The sequence below is a fragment of the Streptomyces sp. NPDC090106 genome, from assembly GCF_044747265.1.
In the GTDB taxonomy this organism is placed as follows: domain Bacteria; phylum Actinomycetota; class Actinomycetes; order Streptomycetales; family Streptomycetaceae; genus Streptomyces.
The window spans coordinates 22,577-36,895 of sequence record NZ_JBIVDS010000023.1; the positions used below are offsets into that span (position 1 = coordinate 22,577).

Here is a 14,319-nt window from a genome sequence, read left to right on the forward strand (position 1 = left end):
GGGTGCCTCCAGGGCGCCGCGCATCCTCGGAACCACGGCAGCGCAGAGAGCAGCGTCACACCGCTCGGCGGCGTCGACATTGGCTGATATCGCCCCGCCCATCTCACCTTGCGGCATAGCGTCGGAGCAGACCGGAGAACCCGGGCCGTGGCGGCGAGCCGCAAGGGAAGAGACCGTACTTTCCTTCAACGTCACGCAACGGCGCGCGACAGGAGCCAGAGGACAATGCAGACCAAGCTGGACGAAGCCAAGGCCGAGCTGCTGGAGAGGGCCGCTCGGGTAGCTGAGAACAGCCCGGTCGGGGGGCATCTACCGACCGGGACGACGGATGAGGGCACCCCCGACCGGGAGTCCGTGCTCGCGTTCCTCCAGCGCTACTACCTGCACACCGCCCCGGAGGACCTGAGCGGTCGCGACCCGGTCGACGTCTTCGGAGCCGCTTTCTCGCACTACCGGCTGGCCGAGAACCGGCCACAGGGCACCGCCAACGTACGGGTGCTGACGCCGACCGTGGAGGAGAACGGGTGGGCGTGCACCCACTCGATCGTCGAGGTCGTCACCGACGACATGCCCTTCCTCGTCGACTCCGTGACCAACGAGCTGACCCGGCAGGGGCGCGGCATCCACGTCGTGATCCACCCGCAGGTCGTGGTCCGCCGCGACCTCACCGGCCGGCTCGTCGAGGTGCTCCCCAAGCGCCCCGGCGGAGAGCTGCCGCACGACGCGTACACCGAGTCCTGGATCCACGTCGAGATCGACCGCGAGACCGACCGGGCCGATCTGAAGCAGATCACCACGGATCTGCTGCGGGTCCTGTCCGACGTCCGCGAGACCGTCGAGGACTGGGAGAAGATGCGCGACGCGGCGCTGCGCATCGCCGACGACCTGCCCGCCGAGCCCACCGCGTCCGACCTGCGCGAGCAGGAGGTCGACGAGGCCCGCGAGCTGCTGCGCTGGCTGGCCGCCGACCACTTCACCTTCCTCGGCTACCGCGAGTACGAGCTGCGCGAGGACGACTCGCTGGCCGCCGTCGCCGGCACCGGTCTCGGCATCCTGCGCTCCGACCCGCAGCACGCGGAGGACGAGAGCCACCCCGTCAGCCCCTCCTTCGAGCGGCTGCCCGCCGACGCCCGCGCCAAGGCACGCGAGCACAAGCTCCTGGTGCTGACCAAGGCCAACAGCCGTGCGACCGTCCACCGGCCGTCCTACCTGGACTACATCGGCGTGAAGAAGTTCGACGCCGACGGCAATGTCGTGGGCGAGCGGCGCTTCCTCGGGCTGTTCTCCTCGGCCGCCTACACCGAGTCCGTGCGCCGGGTTCCGGTCATCCGCCGCAAGGTCGACGAGGTCCTCCAGAAGGCAGGGTTCTCGCCCAACAGCCACGACGGGCGCGACCTGCTCCAGATCCTGGAGACCTACCCGCGCGACGAGCTCTTCCAGACCCCGGTCGACGAGCTCCAGGCCATCGTCACCTCCGTCCTCTACCTCCAGGAACGCCGGCGGCTGCGCCTGTACCTGCGCCAGGACGAGTACGGGCGCTACTACTCCGCCCTCGTCTACCTCCCGCGCGACCGGTACACCACCGGCGTACGGCTGCGGATCATCGACATCCTCAAGGAGGAACTCGGCGGCAACAGCGTCGACTTCACGGCCTGGAACACCGAGTCGATCCTGTCCAGGCTGCACTTCGTCGTCCGCGTCCCGCAGGGCACCGAGCTCCCCGAGCTCAGCGACAGCGACAAGGAGCGCATCGAGGCCCGTCTCGTCGAGGCCGCCCGCTCCTGGGCCGACGGGTTCGCCGAGGCGCTCACCGGCGAGCTGGGCGAGGAGCGCGCCGCCGAACTGCTGCGCCGCTACGGCGGCGCCTTCCCCGAGGGCTACAAGGCCGACCACACCTCGCGCTCGGCGGTCGCCGACCTGTGCCACCTCGAACAGCTCAGCGAGGAGAACACCTTCGCCCTGAGCCTGTACGAGCCGGTCGGCTCGGCCCCCGAGGAACGCCGCTTCAAGATCTACCGCAAGGGCGAGGCGGTCTCCCTGTCGGCCGTGCTCCCGGTCCTCAGCCGCCTCGGCGTCGAGGTCACCGACGAGCGGCCCTACGAACTGCGCTGCTCGGACCGGACGACCGCGTGGATCTACGACTTCGGGCTGCGCATGCCCCGGTCGCAGAACGGCGCGGGCGACTACCTCGGCGACGACGGCCGCCAGCGGTTCCAGGAGGCGTTCGCCGCGACCTGGACCGGCAAGGCGGAGAACGACGGCTTCAACGCCCTCGTCCTCAGCGCCGGGCTGCACTGGCGTCAGGCGATGGTGCTGCGCGCCTACGCCAAGTACCTGCGCCAGGCGGGCTCGACGTTCTCGCAGGACTACATGGAGGACACCCTCCGCAACAACGTCCACACCACCCGGCTGCTCGTCTCGCTGTTCGAGGCGCGGATGTCGCCGGACCGCCAGCGCGCCGGGCACGAGATCGTGGACGCCCTGCTCGAAGAGGTCGACGCCGCGCTCGACCAGGTGGCGAGCCTCGACGAGGACCGCATCCTGCGGTCCTTCCTGACCGTCATCAAGGCGACCCTGCGCACCAACTTCTTCCAGGAGGCGCAGGGCGGCAAGCCGCACGACTACGTCTCCATGAAGTTCGACCCGCAGGCCATCCCCGACCTCCCGGCGCCCCGCCCGGCGTTCGAGATCTGGGTGTACTCGCCGCGCGTGGAGGGCGTGCACCTGCGCTTCGGCAAGGTCGCCCGAGGCGGTCTGCGCTGGTCCGACCGGCGTGAGGACTTCCGCACCGAGATCCTCGGCCTGGTCAAGGCGCAGATGGTGAAGAACACCGTCATCGTGCCCGTCGGCGCCAAGGGCGGCTTCGTCGCCAAGCAGCTGCCCGACCCGGGCGTGGACCGGGACGCGTGGCTCGCGGAGGGCATCGCCAGCTACAAGACGTTCATCTCCGCGCTGCTCGACATCACCGACAACATGGTGGCCGGCGAGGTCGTGCCCCCGGCGGACGTCGTCCGCCACGACGAGGACGACACCTACCTCGTCGTCGCCGCCGACAAGGGCACCGCGACCTTCTCCGACATCGCCAACGGGGTCGCGGAGAACTACAACTTCTGGCTCGGCGACGCCTTCGCCTCCGGTGGCTCCGCGGGCTACGACCACAAGGGCATGGGCATCACCGCGCGCGGCGCCTGGGAGTCCGTCAAGCGGCACTTCCGTGAGCTCGACGTGGACACGCAGAGCGAGGACTTCACGGTCGTCGGCATCGGCGACATGTCCGGTGACGTGTTCGGCAACGGCATGCTGCTCTCCGAGCACATCCGCCTGGTCGCCGCCTTCGACCACCGGCACATCTTCATCGACCCGAACCCGGACGCGGCCACCGGCTACGCCGAGCGCCGCCGCCTGTTCGACCTGCCCCGCAGCTCCTGGGGCGACTACGACACCGCTCTGATCTCGGCCGGCGGCGGGGTCTTCCCGCGCAGCGCCAAGGCGATCCCGGTCAACGCGCACATCCGTGAGGCCCTCGGCATCGAGGAGAAGGTCTCCAAGATGACGCCGTCCGACCTGATGAAGGCGATCCTGAAGTCGCCGGTCGACCTGCTGTGGAACGGCGGCATCGGCACGTACGTCAAGTCGAGCGCCGAGTCCAACGCCGACGTCGGCGACAAGGCCAACGACCCGATCCGCGTCGACGGCGCCGACCTGCGCGTCAAGGTCGTCGGCGAGGGCGGCAACCTCGGGCTCACCCAGCTCGGCCGGATCGAGTTCGCCCGCCAGGGCGGCAAGATCAACACCGATGCCATCGACAACAGCGCGGGCGTGGACACCTCCGACCACGAGGTGAACATCAAGATCCTGCTCAACGGCCTGGTCACCGACGGCGACATGACCGTCAAGCAGCGCAACAAGCTCCTCGCCGAGATGACCGACGAGGTCGGCCACCTGGTCCTGCGCAACAACTACGCGCAGAACACGGCGCTCGCCAACGCGCTCGCCCAGTCCAAGGACATGCTCCACGCCCAGCAGCGCTTCATGCGTCACCTGGTCCGCGAGGGGCACCTCGACCGGGCGCTGGAGTTCCTGCCCACCGACCGCCAGGTCCGCGAACGCCTCACCAACGGTCAGGGCCTGACCAGCCCCGAGACGGCCGTCCTGCTGGCCTACACGAAGATCACGGTCTCCGACGAGCTGCTGCTCACCACGCTCCCGGACGACCCCTACCTGCGCACCCTGCTCGACGCGTACTTCCCGACCGCGCTGCGCGAGAAGTTCCCCGAGCAGATGCACAGCCACCCGCTGGCCCGCGAGATCATCACCACGGTCCTGGTCAACGACACGGTCAACACCGGCGGTACGACGTATCTGCACCGGCTGCGCGAGGAGACCGGGGCGTCCCTGGAGGAGATCGTCCGGGCGCAGACCGCGGCCCGCGCGATCTTCCGCTCGGCCGCCGTGTGGGACGCGGTGGAGGCCCTCGACAACCAGGTCCAGGCCGACGTCCAGACCCGGATCCGGCTGCACTCGCGCCGGCTCGTCGAGCGCGGCACGCGCTGGCTGCTCAACAACCGGCCGCAGCCGCTCCAGCTCGCCGAGACCGTCGACTTCTTCGCCGAGCGCGTCGAGCAGGTCTGGTCGCAGCTGACCAAGCTGCTGCGCGGCGCGGACCTGGAGTGGTGGCAGCAGATCCACGACGAGCTGACCGGCGCCGGTGTCCCGGACGAACTCGCCACGCGCGTGGCCGGGTTCTCCTCCGCCTTCCCGGCGCTCGACATCGTCTCGGTGGCCGACCGCATGGGCAAGGAGCCGCTGGACGTCGCCGAGGTGTACTACGACCTCGCCGACCGGCTCCACATCACCCAGCTCATGGACCGCATCATCGAGCTGCCCCGCGCGGACCGCTGGCAGTCCATGGCCCGCGCCTCCATCCGCGAGGACCTGTATGCCGCGCACGCCGCCCTCACGGCCGACGTGCTGGCCGTCGGGAACGGCACCTCCACCCCGGAGCAGCGCTTCGAGGCCTGGGAGGAGAAGAACGCCGCGATCCTGGGCCGCGCCCGCACCACACTGGAGGAGATCCAGGGCTCCGACGCCTTCGACCTCGCCAACCTCTCGGTCGCGATGCGCACGATGCGCACCCTGCTGCGCACGCACTCGTAGCCGCTCTTCCGGCGACGACGGGGCGCCCCGGGCTCTCACGAGCCCGGGGCGCCCCTTTTCTTGGCTTGCATTGGGCAAAGGCGCGGAACGTGCTTACTTTTCCCCGCTAACCCTTGTGCCGTGACTGTGAACCTCTCCGGGGAGCGCGTGGCCGCTCCCCTGAACCCGCTGCGGCGGATCGTCCGCGAAGTGCTGAACTTCGGGGTCGTCGGCGCGAGCGGGTTCGTGGTGAATCTCGCCGTGTTCAACGTGCTGCTGCACGGGCTCGGCCGGCGCGCCATGGTGGCGACCGTGCTGGCCAGCACGGTCGCCATGAGCACGAACTACCTCGGTTTCCGCTTCTTCGCCTACCGCGGGCGGGAGGCCCGCACCGGCCGGCAGGTCGTGCTGTTCTTCGTGTTCAGCGGAATCGGTGTGGCGATGGAGAGCGGACTGTTCTACGTCGGATACCACGGCCTGGGGCTGCACGGCCCGCTGGAGTCCAATGCGGTGAAGGCCACCTCGATCGTGCTGGCGTCCGCTTTCCGGTTCCTCGTCTACCGCACCTGGGTCTTCCCGCACGAGAAGCTCTAGACGGCCGCCGCCTTGGGCTTCGGCTTCGGCTTCGCCTTGGGCTTGGTGTCGCCGGTGAACGCCTCGTACTCCTTCATGACGTCCTCGGTGGGCCCGTCCATGCGCAGTTCGCCGCGCTCCAGCCACAGCACCCGCTCGCAGGTGTCGCGGATGGACTTGTTGTTGTGGCTGACCAGGAACACCGTGCCCGCGTGCTGCCGCAGTTCGCGGATACGGGCCTCGGAGCGCCGCTGGAAGGAGCGGTCGCCGGTGGCGAGGGCCTCGTCGATGAGGAGGACGTCGTGGTCCTTGGCGGCGGCGATGGAGAAGCGGAGCCGGGCGCCCATGCCGGAGGAGTAGGTGCGCATGGGCAGGGTGATGAAGTCGCCCTTCTCGTTGATGCCGGAGAAGTCGACGATCTCCTGGTAGCGCTCCTTGATCTGCTCCCGGGACATGCCCATCGCGAGCCCGCCGAGGAAGACGTTGCGCTCGCCGGTCAGGTCGCCCATCAGGGCGGCGTTGACGCCGAGGAGGGAGGGCTGGCCGTCGGTGTAGATGGCGCCGTTCTCCACGGGGAGCAGACCCGCGACGGCCTTGAGCAGGGTGGACTTGCCGGAGCCGTTGGTGCCGATGAGGCCGATCGCCTCGCCCCGGTAGGCGACGAACGACACCTGCTTGACCGCGTGCACCTTGCGCACGCCCGCCGCCTTCTCGGTCTTCTCGCGGCGCATGATGCGGTTGAGGGCGGCGGTCGCGGAGCCCTTGCCCGCGCCGGTGCCGTTGACGCGGTAGACGATGTCGACGCGGTCGGCGACGACGGTGGGGATCTGCTCGTTCACGATGTCAGCCACGGCCGTACGTCTCCTCAGCCTTCCAGAAGTAGATGAAGCCGCCGATCCCGGCGAGCAGCGCCCAGCCCGCCGCGATCGCCCAGACGTGGGGCGGCAGCTGGCTCGCGTGGAAGCTGTCGATCAGGGCGAAGCGCATCAGGTCGATGTAGACGGCGGCCGGGTTGGCCTGGAGGACCGGGCCGACCCAGGACGGCAGGTCGTTGTGCTTGCTCAGCAGGTTGTCGATGCTCCACATCACGCCGGACACGTACATCCAGGTGCGCAGCACGAACGGCATGAGCTGGGCGATGTCGGGGGTCTTCGCGCCGAGCCGGGCCATGATCATCGAGACGCCGGCGTTGAAGACGAACTGGAGCACCAGCACGGGCAGGGCCAGCAGCCAGGACGCCGCCACCGGAACGCCGAAGCAGAGCAGGATGACGACCAGCGCGGCCATCGAGAACAGCAGCTGCTGGAGCTGCTGGAGGCAGAACGAGATCGGCAGTGCCGCGCGCGGGAAGTGCAGGGCGCGGACCAGGCCCAGGTTGCCGGAGATGGCGCGGGTGCCCGCCAGGATCGAGCTCTGGGTGAACGTCCAGATGAACACGCCCGTCACCAGGAACGGGATGTAGTCCGGCACGCCCTTCTTGGTGCCGAGCAGCACACCGAAGATGAAGAAGTACACCGCCGCGTTGAGCAGCGGGTTCATCACCTGCCAGAGCTGGCCGAGCTTGGCCTGGCTGTACTGCGCGGTGAGCTTGGCCGTCGAGAACGCGGTGATGAAGTGGCGCCGGGCCCACAACTGGCTGATGTACTCGCGCAGCGAGGGTCGCGCACCGCTGACCGCGAGACCGTGCCGTGCGGCGAGAGCCGCGAGGTCGCCTTCGGCGGACCCGGAGGGTGCCGTCGTCGGGGGCGGTGTGTGGAGGACCTGGCTCACATCCGCTGCTTTCGTTCGGGGGGTGGGGGTGGTGCGCCCGCGGTGGGGCTGGGTCGCACGGTCCCGTGTAACCCGGCGTTTCCTTACGCTTCTCTTCACGTTCTCTTACGTCGGGACGGGACCGTATCGTCGCAACGTGAGCGTAGGACGAGTCGGCGTCGGAACGCAACCGTTTCGTCGTCGCGTTCTCGTGAGGACGGGACCGTTCCGTCCTCCCGTTCTGCGTGGGGACGGGACCGTATCGTCGTAACGCCCTATGCTGGCCGCATGACGACGAACGCCGACGAGCCTCAGACGCGTCCGCGCCGCCGTGCCCCGGCCGGAGCGGCCGTGCTCCGCGAGGACGTGACGGAAGCCATCCGCGCGGCCGTCTTCGAGGAACTCGCGGCCGTCGGGTACGCGCGCATGTCGATCGAGGGCATCGCGCGCCGGGCGGGGGTCGGCAAGACGGCGGTGTACCGGCGGTGGCGTTCGAAGCTGCACCTGGTCCTGGACGTCGTCTCGGCGCTGGCGGTCCAGGGGCTGCCCGCGCCGGACACGGGCGCGCTGGAGAGCGACCTGCGGCTGCTGTACGAGGTGACGTCCCGGGCGCTGCGGCACCCCATCGCCTCGCAGATCCTGCCCGACCTCCAGGCCGAGGCGGCCCGCAACCCGGAGATCGCGGAGGCCGTGCAGAAGGCCCTGCGGGACGGGCAGGAGGGCGTCGCCAGCAAGATCGTGGTGGCGGCGGAGCAGCGCGGCGAGGTCCGGCCCGGTCTCGACGACGAACTGGCCCTCGACCTGATCTCCGGGCCCCTGTACTGGCGTTCGGTGATCATCCGCAGCCCGAAGCTGCCGAAGGGCTATCTGGACGCGCTCGCCCGGGGCACGGCGGCGGCGCTCAAGGCCCTGTGACCTCGGAGCCCTCGAAGCCCCCGGCTCCCTCGGTGTCCGTCCCTCCGGTCTCACCGGCGATCCGGTAGCCCGCCCCCGCGACCGTGCTGATCACGTCCGGCGGGCCCAGCTTGCGGCGCAGCCGGCCCATGGTGACGGTGACCGTCTTGGTGAACGGGTCGGTGTTCTCGTCCCACACCTTCTCCAGCAACTGCTCGGCGCTCAGCGGCGCGGGGGCCGCGGCCAGCAGCTCCACCAGCACCTCGAACTCCTTCGGCGACAGGTTCAGGGGCCGCCCGAGCCGGGTGACGGTCCGCATCACCGGGTCGGCCTCGATGCCCGCGCGGCTGAGCACCCGGGGCCTGCTCGCGGGGCGGCGGCGGGCCAGCGAGCGGATGCGCAGGACCAGTTCGGAGAAGTGGAACGGCTTGGCGAGGTAGTCGTCGGCCCCCAGCCGCAGCCCCTCCACGCGGTCGCCGGGGGAGCCCGCCGCGGTCAGCATGATGACCATCGCCGGGTCGGGCGCCCCGGTGATCTGGCGGCACAGCACGTCGCCGTGCAGACCGGGCAGGTCACGGTCGAGGACGACGACGTCGTAGTCGGTCACCGCGGCCTTCTCGGCGGCGCTGAGCCCGTCGTAGGCGACGTCCACGGCCATCGCCTGGTCGCGCAGCCCTTCGGCGATGTCGTCGGCGAGCCGCCGCACGTCCTCCACGACCAGCACCCTCACAGCACCACCTGCGCCGTCAGCCCGCCCTCGGCTCGCGCGGACAGGACGAGACGGCCGCCGTGGGCCGCCGCGACCGCCGCGACGATGGAGAGGCCGAGGCCGCTGCCCTCGCGCGAGGTGCGGTCGGGGCCCAGGCGCTGGAAGGGCCGGCCGAGCACGGCGACGGCGTACCGGTCCAGGACGGGCCCGCCGTTCTCCACGGTGAGCAGCACCCGGCCGCGGTCGGCGCCGCCCGCGATCCGCAGCCAGCCGCCGGGTTCGTTGTGCCGGATCGCGTTGTCCACGAGGTTGTCGACGAGGCTGCCCAGCAGGGTCGCGTTGCCGTGCAGGGCCACCGGCTCCGCGGGGGCGCGGTGCTCGACGGTCAGCCCCCGTTCGGCGATCGCCCCGGCGCGTGCCCCGAGCGCGGACGCGGTCAGCTCGGCGAGGCTCACCGAGGTGATGCCCGCCCGCCCGGGGTCCTGCGCGCGGGCCAGGGTCAGCAGCCCCTCCAGGAGCCGGTCGGCGGTGCCGAGCCCTTCGTGCAGCTTGGCGGCGAGGGCGGTGACCTCCTTCGGCACCGGCCCGGGCTTGGCGACGGCCACGTCCACCGAGGTGCGGATCATCGCGAGCGGGGTGCGCAGTTCGTGCGAGGCGTTCGCGACGAACCGGCGCTGCGCCTCGAACGCCGACTCCAGCCGGGCCAGCAACGCGTCGATGGTCTCCGCGAGTTCGCCCGCCTCGTCCCACCGGCCGGGGTCGCGCTCGTCGCCCGGCCCGGCCGGCGCGAGGCGTTCGTACAGGTTGTGCTCGGAGATCCGGCGGGTCTTCGCGGCCATCGTGCGCAGCGGGCGCAGTGCCCGTCCGGCGACGAGCCAGCCCAGCCCCGTCGACACCGCCGCCATCACCGCGAGCCCGATCGCCGACTGCGCGAGCAGCGCCCGCACGGTGTCCCAGGTGGGCGCCACCGAGGCGACACCCCCGGGCGGGGCGGGCACGCCGTCCATGCCCGGCAGCGGCGGGTCCGGCGCGGTCGGCTCGAACGTCACCAGCACCGGCGACCGGAACACCAGCAGCGCGACCAGCGTCAGCAGCACGATCCCGGAGGCCAGGAAGAGCACCGCGTACAGCAGTGTCAGCCGGGTGCGGATGGAACGCGGGCGCCACCACAAGGACATCTCGACCGACTCCCCCCTGCCGGGCCCCGCCGGACCCGGCACCCGGAACCCGAGTATCGGCCCCGGGCGGCAACAGCGCGGCAACAACGGCCGTATCCGCGCTGTTGCCGCCGGGCGCGTAGCAAGGACGGCGGCAAGGACGTCGACGCACCCGCCGGGTGCACGAGGAGGGGTCATGATCAACCGCTTACGGGCTCGTTCGCTGACCGCGGCGGTGCTCGCCCTGGGGGTGACGGGTCTGTGTCTGGCGCCGGTCGCGGCGGCCCGGGAGACGGCGGCGCCCACGTCGTCCGCCGCGAAGGTGCGCTGGAAGGAGTGCCCCGTCTACTCCGACGACGTCCTCGACGCGCTGGGCATCCCGGACGAGGACCGCCCCGGGTTCCGGGAGATGTGGGGACGCACCGAGTGCGGCACCATCAGCGTGCCGCTCGACTACGCCAGGCCCGGGGGCCGGCACATCACCGTCGCGCTGACCCGCCTCAGGGCCAAGGACAGCGGGCACCGCCTCGGCGCCCTGTCGATGAACCCGGGCGGACCCGGCGGCAGCGGCTACCTCATGCCGATCGAGCTGTCGCTCCGCAGCCCGTCCGCCGCGGCACTCAACGAGCGCTACGACCTGATCGGCTTCGACCCGCGCGGCGTCGGCTACAGCACCTCCTACGACTGCCCCGAGGGCGACGGCGGCTCCGGGGTCGAACCCCCGGTCGGCCGGTGGACCGAGAGCGGCCTGAAGCGGTTCTACGACGCGCAGGCCGAGCGGAACGCGGCCTGCTCCGCCTCCGACCCCGCCTTCCTGACCCAGCTCACCACCGCCAACGCGGCCCGCGACCTGGACCGGATCCGCGGGGCGCTCGGTGAGCGGCGGATGAACTACTTCGGCGTCTCCTGGGGCACCCAGCTGGGCGCGGTGTACCGGTCGATGTTCCCCGCCGCGGTCGGGCGGATGTGGCTCGACAGCGTCGTCTCGCCGCGCGCGTACGACCTCGCGTACCGGTTCGACGGTTCCGCGCGGGCCACCGAGGCCGGGTTCGCGCCGTTCGCGCGGTGGCTCGCCGCGCACGACGGCACGTACGGGCTCGGCGACACCGAGGCGGAGGTGCGGGCCGGGGTGACCGCGCTGCGGGAGGCCGCCGACGCGGAGGCCTGGCGCTTCTCGGACGTGCCCCTCCCGCTCGACGGGAGTTTCGTGTCGTTCCTCGCCGCCGCGCCCAACCTCATGTGGGAGGACGCCGGAGCGATCCTGCGCGCCCTGACCACCGCGGTGAACGGCGGTCCCGCGCCCGAGGCGGTCAAGGCGGTCATCGGCGAACCGTCCCAGGAGCCGGAGCCGCCCGCGGGCACCCCGGAGCGGAACAACTCCACGGCGGGGCTGGCGTACCTGTGCAACGAGGACACCAGCTCGCATGAGTTCGAGCCGCTGTGGCGCGAGTACCAGGACAACCTCCGCGCCAACCCCGTCACCGGCGACCTCACCGCGCTGCGCCCCACCTGCGCGGGCTGGGCGCTCCCGGTCCGCACCTCCGTCCTGCGGCACGGTGACGGCTCGCTCCAGATGTCGGGCCACCGCTACGAGTCCTCGACGCCGTACCCGTGGGTGGGCGACATGCGGCGGACCATCGGCGGCACCGTGTTCACCGTCGGCGACTACATGCACGGCTCGCTGCCCTTCGTGCCGGAGTGCGCCGCGCACCTCGCCGCCTACTTCGCCACCGGCGCCCCCGACGGCGGCTCCTGCGCCGGTCTCCAGCCCGACTCGGACGCGGCCCTGCCGACGCCCGCGCTCACCGGCCGGGAGACCCGTCCGGCGGGGACGTCCCGCGCGGCGGAACTCGCCTGGACCTAGCGCGTGTCCTGGGCGTTCCTCTCCGGGCCGTGGTCCCGGGCCGCCCAGGGGTGCAGGCGGAGCCAGCCCTGCCAGGCCGAGGCGATCATGTCCTGGACGTCGTGCCGGGCCTTCCAGCCCAGTTCGGCGGTGATCCGGTCCGCGGAGGCGACCACGCGGGCCGGGTCGCCGGGGCGGCGCGGGCCGACGACCGGGGGGAGGTCGTGGCCGGTGACGGCGTTGACGCGGTCGATCATCTCGCGGACGGAGACGCCGGTGCCGGTGCCGATGTTGAGGGTGAGCGACCGGCCGGGGGAGGAGCGCAGGGCGCGGGCCGCCGCCACATGGGCCTCGGCCAGGTCGGTGACGTGGATGTAGTCGCGGACGCAGGTGCCGTCCGGGGTCGCGTAGTCGTCGCCGAAGATGCGCGGCGCGGCGTGCTCGGTGAGCTTCTCGAAGACCATGGGGATCAGGTTGTGGACGCCCGTGTCCGCCAGCTCCGGGCTCGCCGCGCCCGCCACGTTGAAGTAGCGCAGACAGGCGGTGGACAGGCCGGTCGCCCGGCCCGTCGCCCGCACCAGCCACTCACCCGCGAGCTTCGTCTCGCCGTAGGGGGACAGGGGGACGCAGGGCGTCTCCTCCGTCACCAGGTCGACGTCCGGCATGCCGTAGACGGCCGCCGAGGAGGAGAGCACGAAGGAGCCCACGCCCGCCGCGGTCGCCCGTTCCAGCAGGATGCGCAGGCCCTCGATGTTCTCCCGGTAGTAGTGCAGCGGACGCTCCACCGACTCGCCGACCTGCTTCTTGGCGGCCAGGTGCACGACCCCGGTGATCCCGTGCTCCGCGAGCGCCGAGGCCAGCCGGTCCGCGTCCAGGGTGGAGCCCACCACCAGCGGTACGCCCTTTGGCAGCCGGGCGGCGACGCCCGAGGACAGGTCGTCGTAGACCACCGCCCGTTCGCCCGCCCCGGTCATCGCCCGTACGACGTGCGCCCCGATGTAGCCGGCGCCGCCGGTGATCAGCCAGGTCATGTGGGCCGTCCCCCTCCGTCGGTTCCCGGTCCTCACCGGGTGAAGTCTGCCGTGCCCGTGCGTCAGGCGTGTGCCGCGGCGTCGTCGAGGGCGGCCGTCAGCTGGTCGAGGCGTTCGCGCAGCGCGCGGATCTCGTCCACCTCGAACCCGGTCGCCGAGACGATCCGGCGCGGGACCTGGAGGGCCCGCTCGCGCAGGGCGGCGCCCTCGTCGGTGAGCCGGACGTCCACGGACCGCTCGTCCCGGGCGCTGCGCTCACGGCGGACGAGTCCGGCCGCCTCCAGGCGCTTGAGCAGCGGGGAGAGCGTGCCGGAGTCCAGGCGCAGATGGGCGCCGAGCTGCTTGACGGGCAGGTCGCCGTTCTCCCACAGCACCAGCATCACCAGGTACTGCGGGTAGGTGAGGCCGAGGTCCTTGAGGATCACGCGGTAGACACCGCCGAAGGCGCGGGAGGCGGCGTTCAGGGAGAAGCAGATCTGCTGGTCGAGGCGGAGCCAGTCGGCGGTGGCGTCGGGGGCGGCCTCGGCGGCGGTCGGAGGCGTGTTCATGGCTCCAGGGTAGCTCTTGCCCACCATTTAGTTGTGCACAATTTAATTGTGTGCTCTACTTGTGGTCGTGAGGCGGCCCGGGAAGGACCGCCGCAACGCAGGACTCACGAGAGGGATGGATCTCCATGGACGCGCTCTACACCGCTGTCGCCACCGCCACTCACGGCCGTGAGGGCCGTGCCGTCTCCAACGACGGCAAGATCGACCTCCAGCTGGGCTTCCCCGTCGAGATGGGCGGCAACGGTCAGGGCACCAACCCCGAGCAGCTCTTCGCCGCCGGGTACGCCGCCTGCTTCGGCAGCGCCCTCGGCCTCGTCGGCCGCCAGGCCAAGGTCGACGTCAGCGACGCCGCGGTGACCGCCGAGGTCGGTCTGCACCAGCAGGGCGAGGGCTTCGGTCTCGCCGTCACCCTCCGCGTCGAGCTGCCCGACAGCCTCGACGAGGCCACCGGCCGCAAGCTCGTCGAGACCGCCCACCAGGTGTGCCCCTACTCCAACGCCACCCGCGGCAACATCCCCGTCGAGCTCGTCATCGAGTAGTCATCGGGGAGTCATCGGAGGAGTGATCGGAGGAGTCACCGGGCGAGCGGCCCGACTCCTCAGCCGGCCCGGACGCCCCGTCGGGCGCCAGGTCGTCGGCCGGGTCGGGGTGGGCCGTGACGGGCTGGACGGCATGGGAA

11 protein-coding genes are annotated in these 14,319 nt (G+C 71.4%); 5 read left to right on the forward strand and 6 right to left on the reverse strand.

Annotated features, from left to right (window positions below; genetic code table 11):
- Positions 1-225 precede the first annotated feature (225 nt).
- On the forward strand, positions 226-5,157 hold the full coding sequence (locus ACIPSE_RS44030) for an NAD-glutamate dehydrogenase (RefSeq protein ID WP_401675115.1): 4,932 nt from the start codon (positions 226-228) through the stop codon (positions 5,155-5,157).
- Between the two features lie 120 nt (positions 5,158-5,277).
- Positions 5,278-5,730, forward strand: coding sequence for a GtrA family protein (locus ACIPSE_RS44035; RefSeq protein ID WP_401675118.1), 453 nt, complete (start codon positions 5,278-5,280; stop codon positions 5,728-5,730).
- Here ACIPSE_RS44035 and ACIPSE_RS44040 read toward each other — a convergent pair.
- Both ACIPSE_RS44040 and ACIPSE_RS44045 read right to left on the reverse strand, forming a co-directional pair.
- Positions 5,727-6,560, reverse strand: coding sequence for an ABC transporter ATP-binding protein (locus ACIPSE_RS44040; RefSeq protein ID WP_401675121.1), 834 nt, complete (start codon positions 6,558-6,560; stop codon positions 5,727-5,729). The genes ACIPSE_RS44035 and ACIPSE_RS44040 overlap by 4 nt on opposite strands.
- Entirely contained in the window at positions 6,553-7,479 is a 927-nt protein-coding gene (locus ACIPSE_RS44045) for an ABC transporter permease (protein WP_401675124.1), read from the reverse strand. Before ACIPSE_RS44045 ends, ACIPSE_RS44040 begins: the two co-directional genes overlap by 8 nt.
- 267 nt (positions 7,480-7,746) lie before the next feature.
- Between ACIPSE_RS44045 and ACIPSE_RS44050 the strand changes: the two genes are divergently transcribed.
- Complete coding sequence (locus tag ACIPSE_RS44050) at positions 7,747-8,373, forward strand: TetR/AcrR family transcriptional regulator (protein WP_401675127.1); 627 nt, start codon at positions 7,747-7,749, stop codon at positions 8,371-8,373.
- Here the strand turns inward: ACIPSE_RS44050 and ACIPSE_RS44055 are convergent.
- Both ACIPSE_RS44055 and ACIPSE_RS44060 read right to left on the reverse strand, forming a co-directional pair.
- A complete protein-coding gene (locus ACIPSE_RS44055) occupies positions 8,360-9,082 on the reverse strand; it encodes a response regulator transcription factor (protein WP_401675130.1) in 723 nt (240 codons plus the stop codon). The two genes, ACIPSE_RS44050 and ACIPSE_RS44055, sit on opposite strands and share 14 nt — an antisense overlap.
- Positions 9,079-10,239 (reverse strand): sensor histidine kinase, encoded by a 1,161-nt coding sequence (locus tag ACIPSE_RS44060; RefSeq protein WP_401675133.1) that lies wholly within the window; start codon positions 10,237-10,239, stop codon positions 9,079-9,081. The genes ACIPSE_RS44055 and ACIPSE_RS44060 overlap by 4 nt, the downstream gene beginning before the upstream one ends.
- Positions 10,240-10,414: 175 nt before the next feature.
- Between ACIPSE_RS44060 and ACIPSE_RS44065 the strand changes: the two genes are divergently transcribed.
- Positions 10,415-12,082 carry an alpha/beta fold hydrolase gene (locus tag ACIPSE_RS44065; RefSeq protein WP_401675136.1) on the forward strand — a complete coding sequence of 556 codons (1,668 nt, stop codon included), beginning with the start codon at positions 10,415-10,417 and terminating at the stop codon, positions 12,080-12,082.
- Here the strand turns inward: ACIPSE_RS44065 and galE are convergent.
- Both galE and ACIPSE_RS44075 read right to left on the reverse strand, forming a co-directional pair.
- Positions 12,079-13,092, reverse strand: a complete 1,014-nt coding sequence (galE, locus tag ACIPSE_RS44070; protein WP_401675139.1) for a UDP-glucose 4-epimerase GalE — start codon at positions 13,090-13,092, stop codon at positions 12,079-12,081. The genes ACIPSE_RS44065 and galE overlap by 4 nt on opposite strands.
- Positions 13,093-13,154: 62 nt before the next feature.
- Positions 13,155-13,640 carry a MarR family winged helix-turn-helix transcriptional regulator gene (locus ACIPSE_RS44075; RefSeq protein WP_401675142.1) on the reverse strand — a complete coding sequence of 162 codons (486 nt, stop codon included), beginning with the start codon at positions 13,638-13,640 and terminating at the stop codon, positions 13,155-13,157.
- Positions 13,641-13,765: 125 nt separating this feature from the next.
- Between ACIPSE_RS44075 and ACIPSE_RS44080 the strand changes: the two genes are divergently transcribed.
- Positions 13,766-14,179, forward strand: a complete 414-nt coding sequence (locus tag ACIPSE_RS44080; protein ID WP_401675145.1) for an organic hydroperoxide resistance protein — start codon at positions 13,766-13,768, stop codon at positions 14,177-14,179.
- The last annotated feature ends 140 nt before the right edge of the window (positions 14,180-14,319 follow it).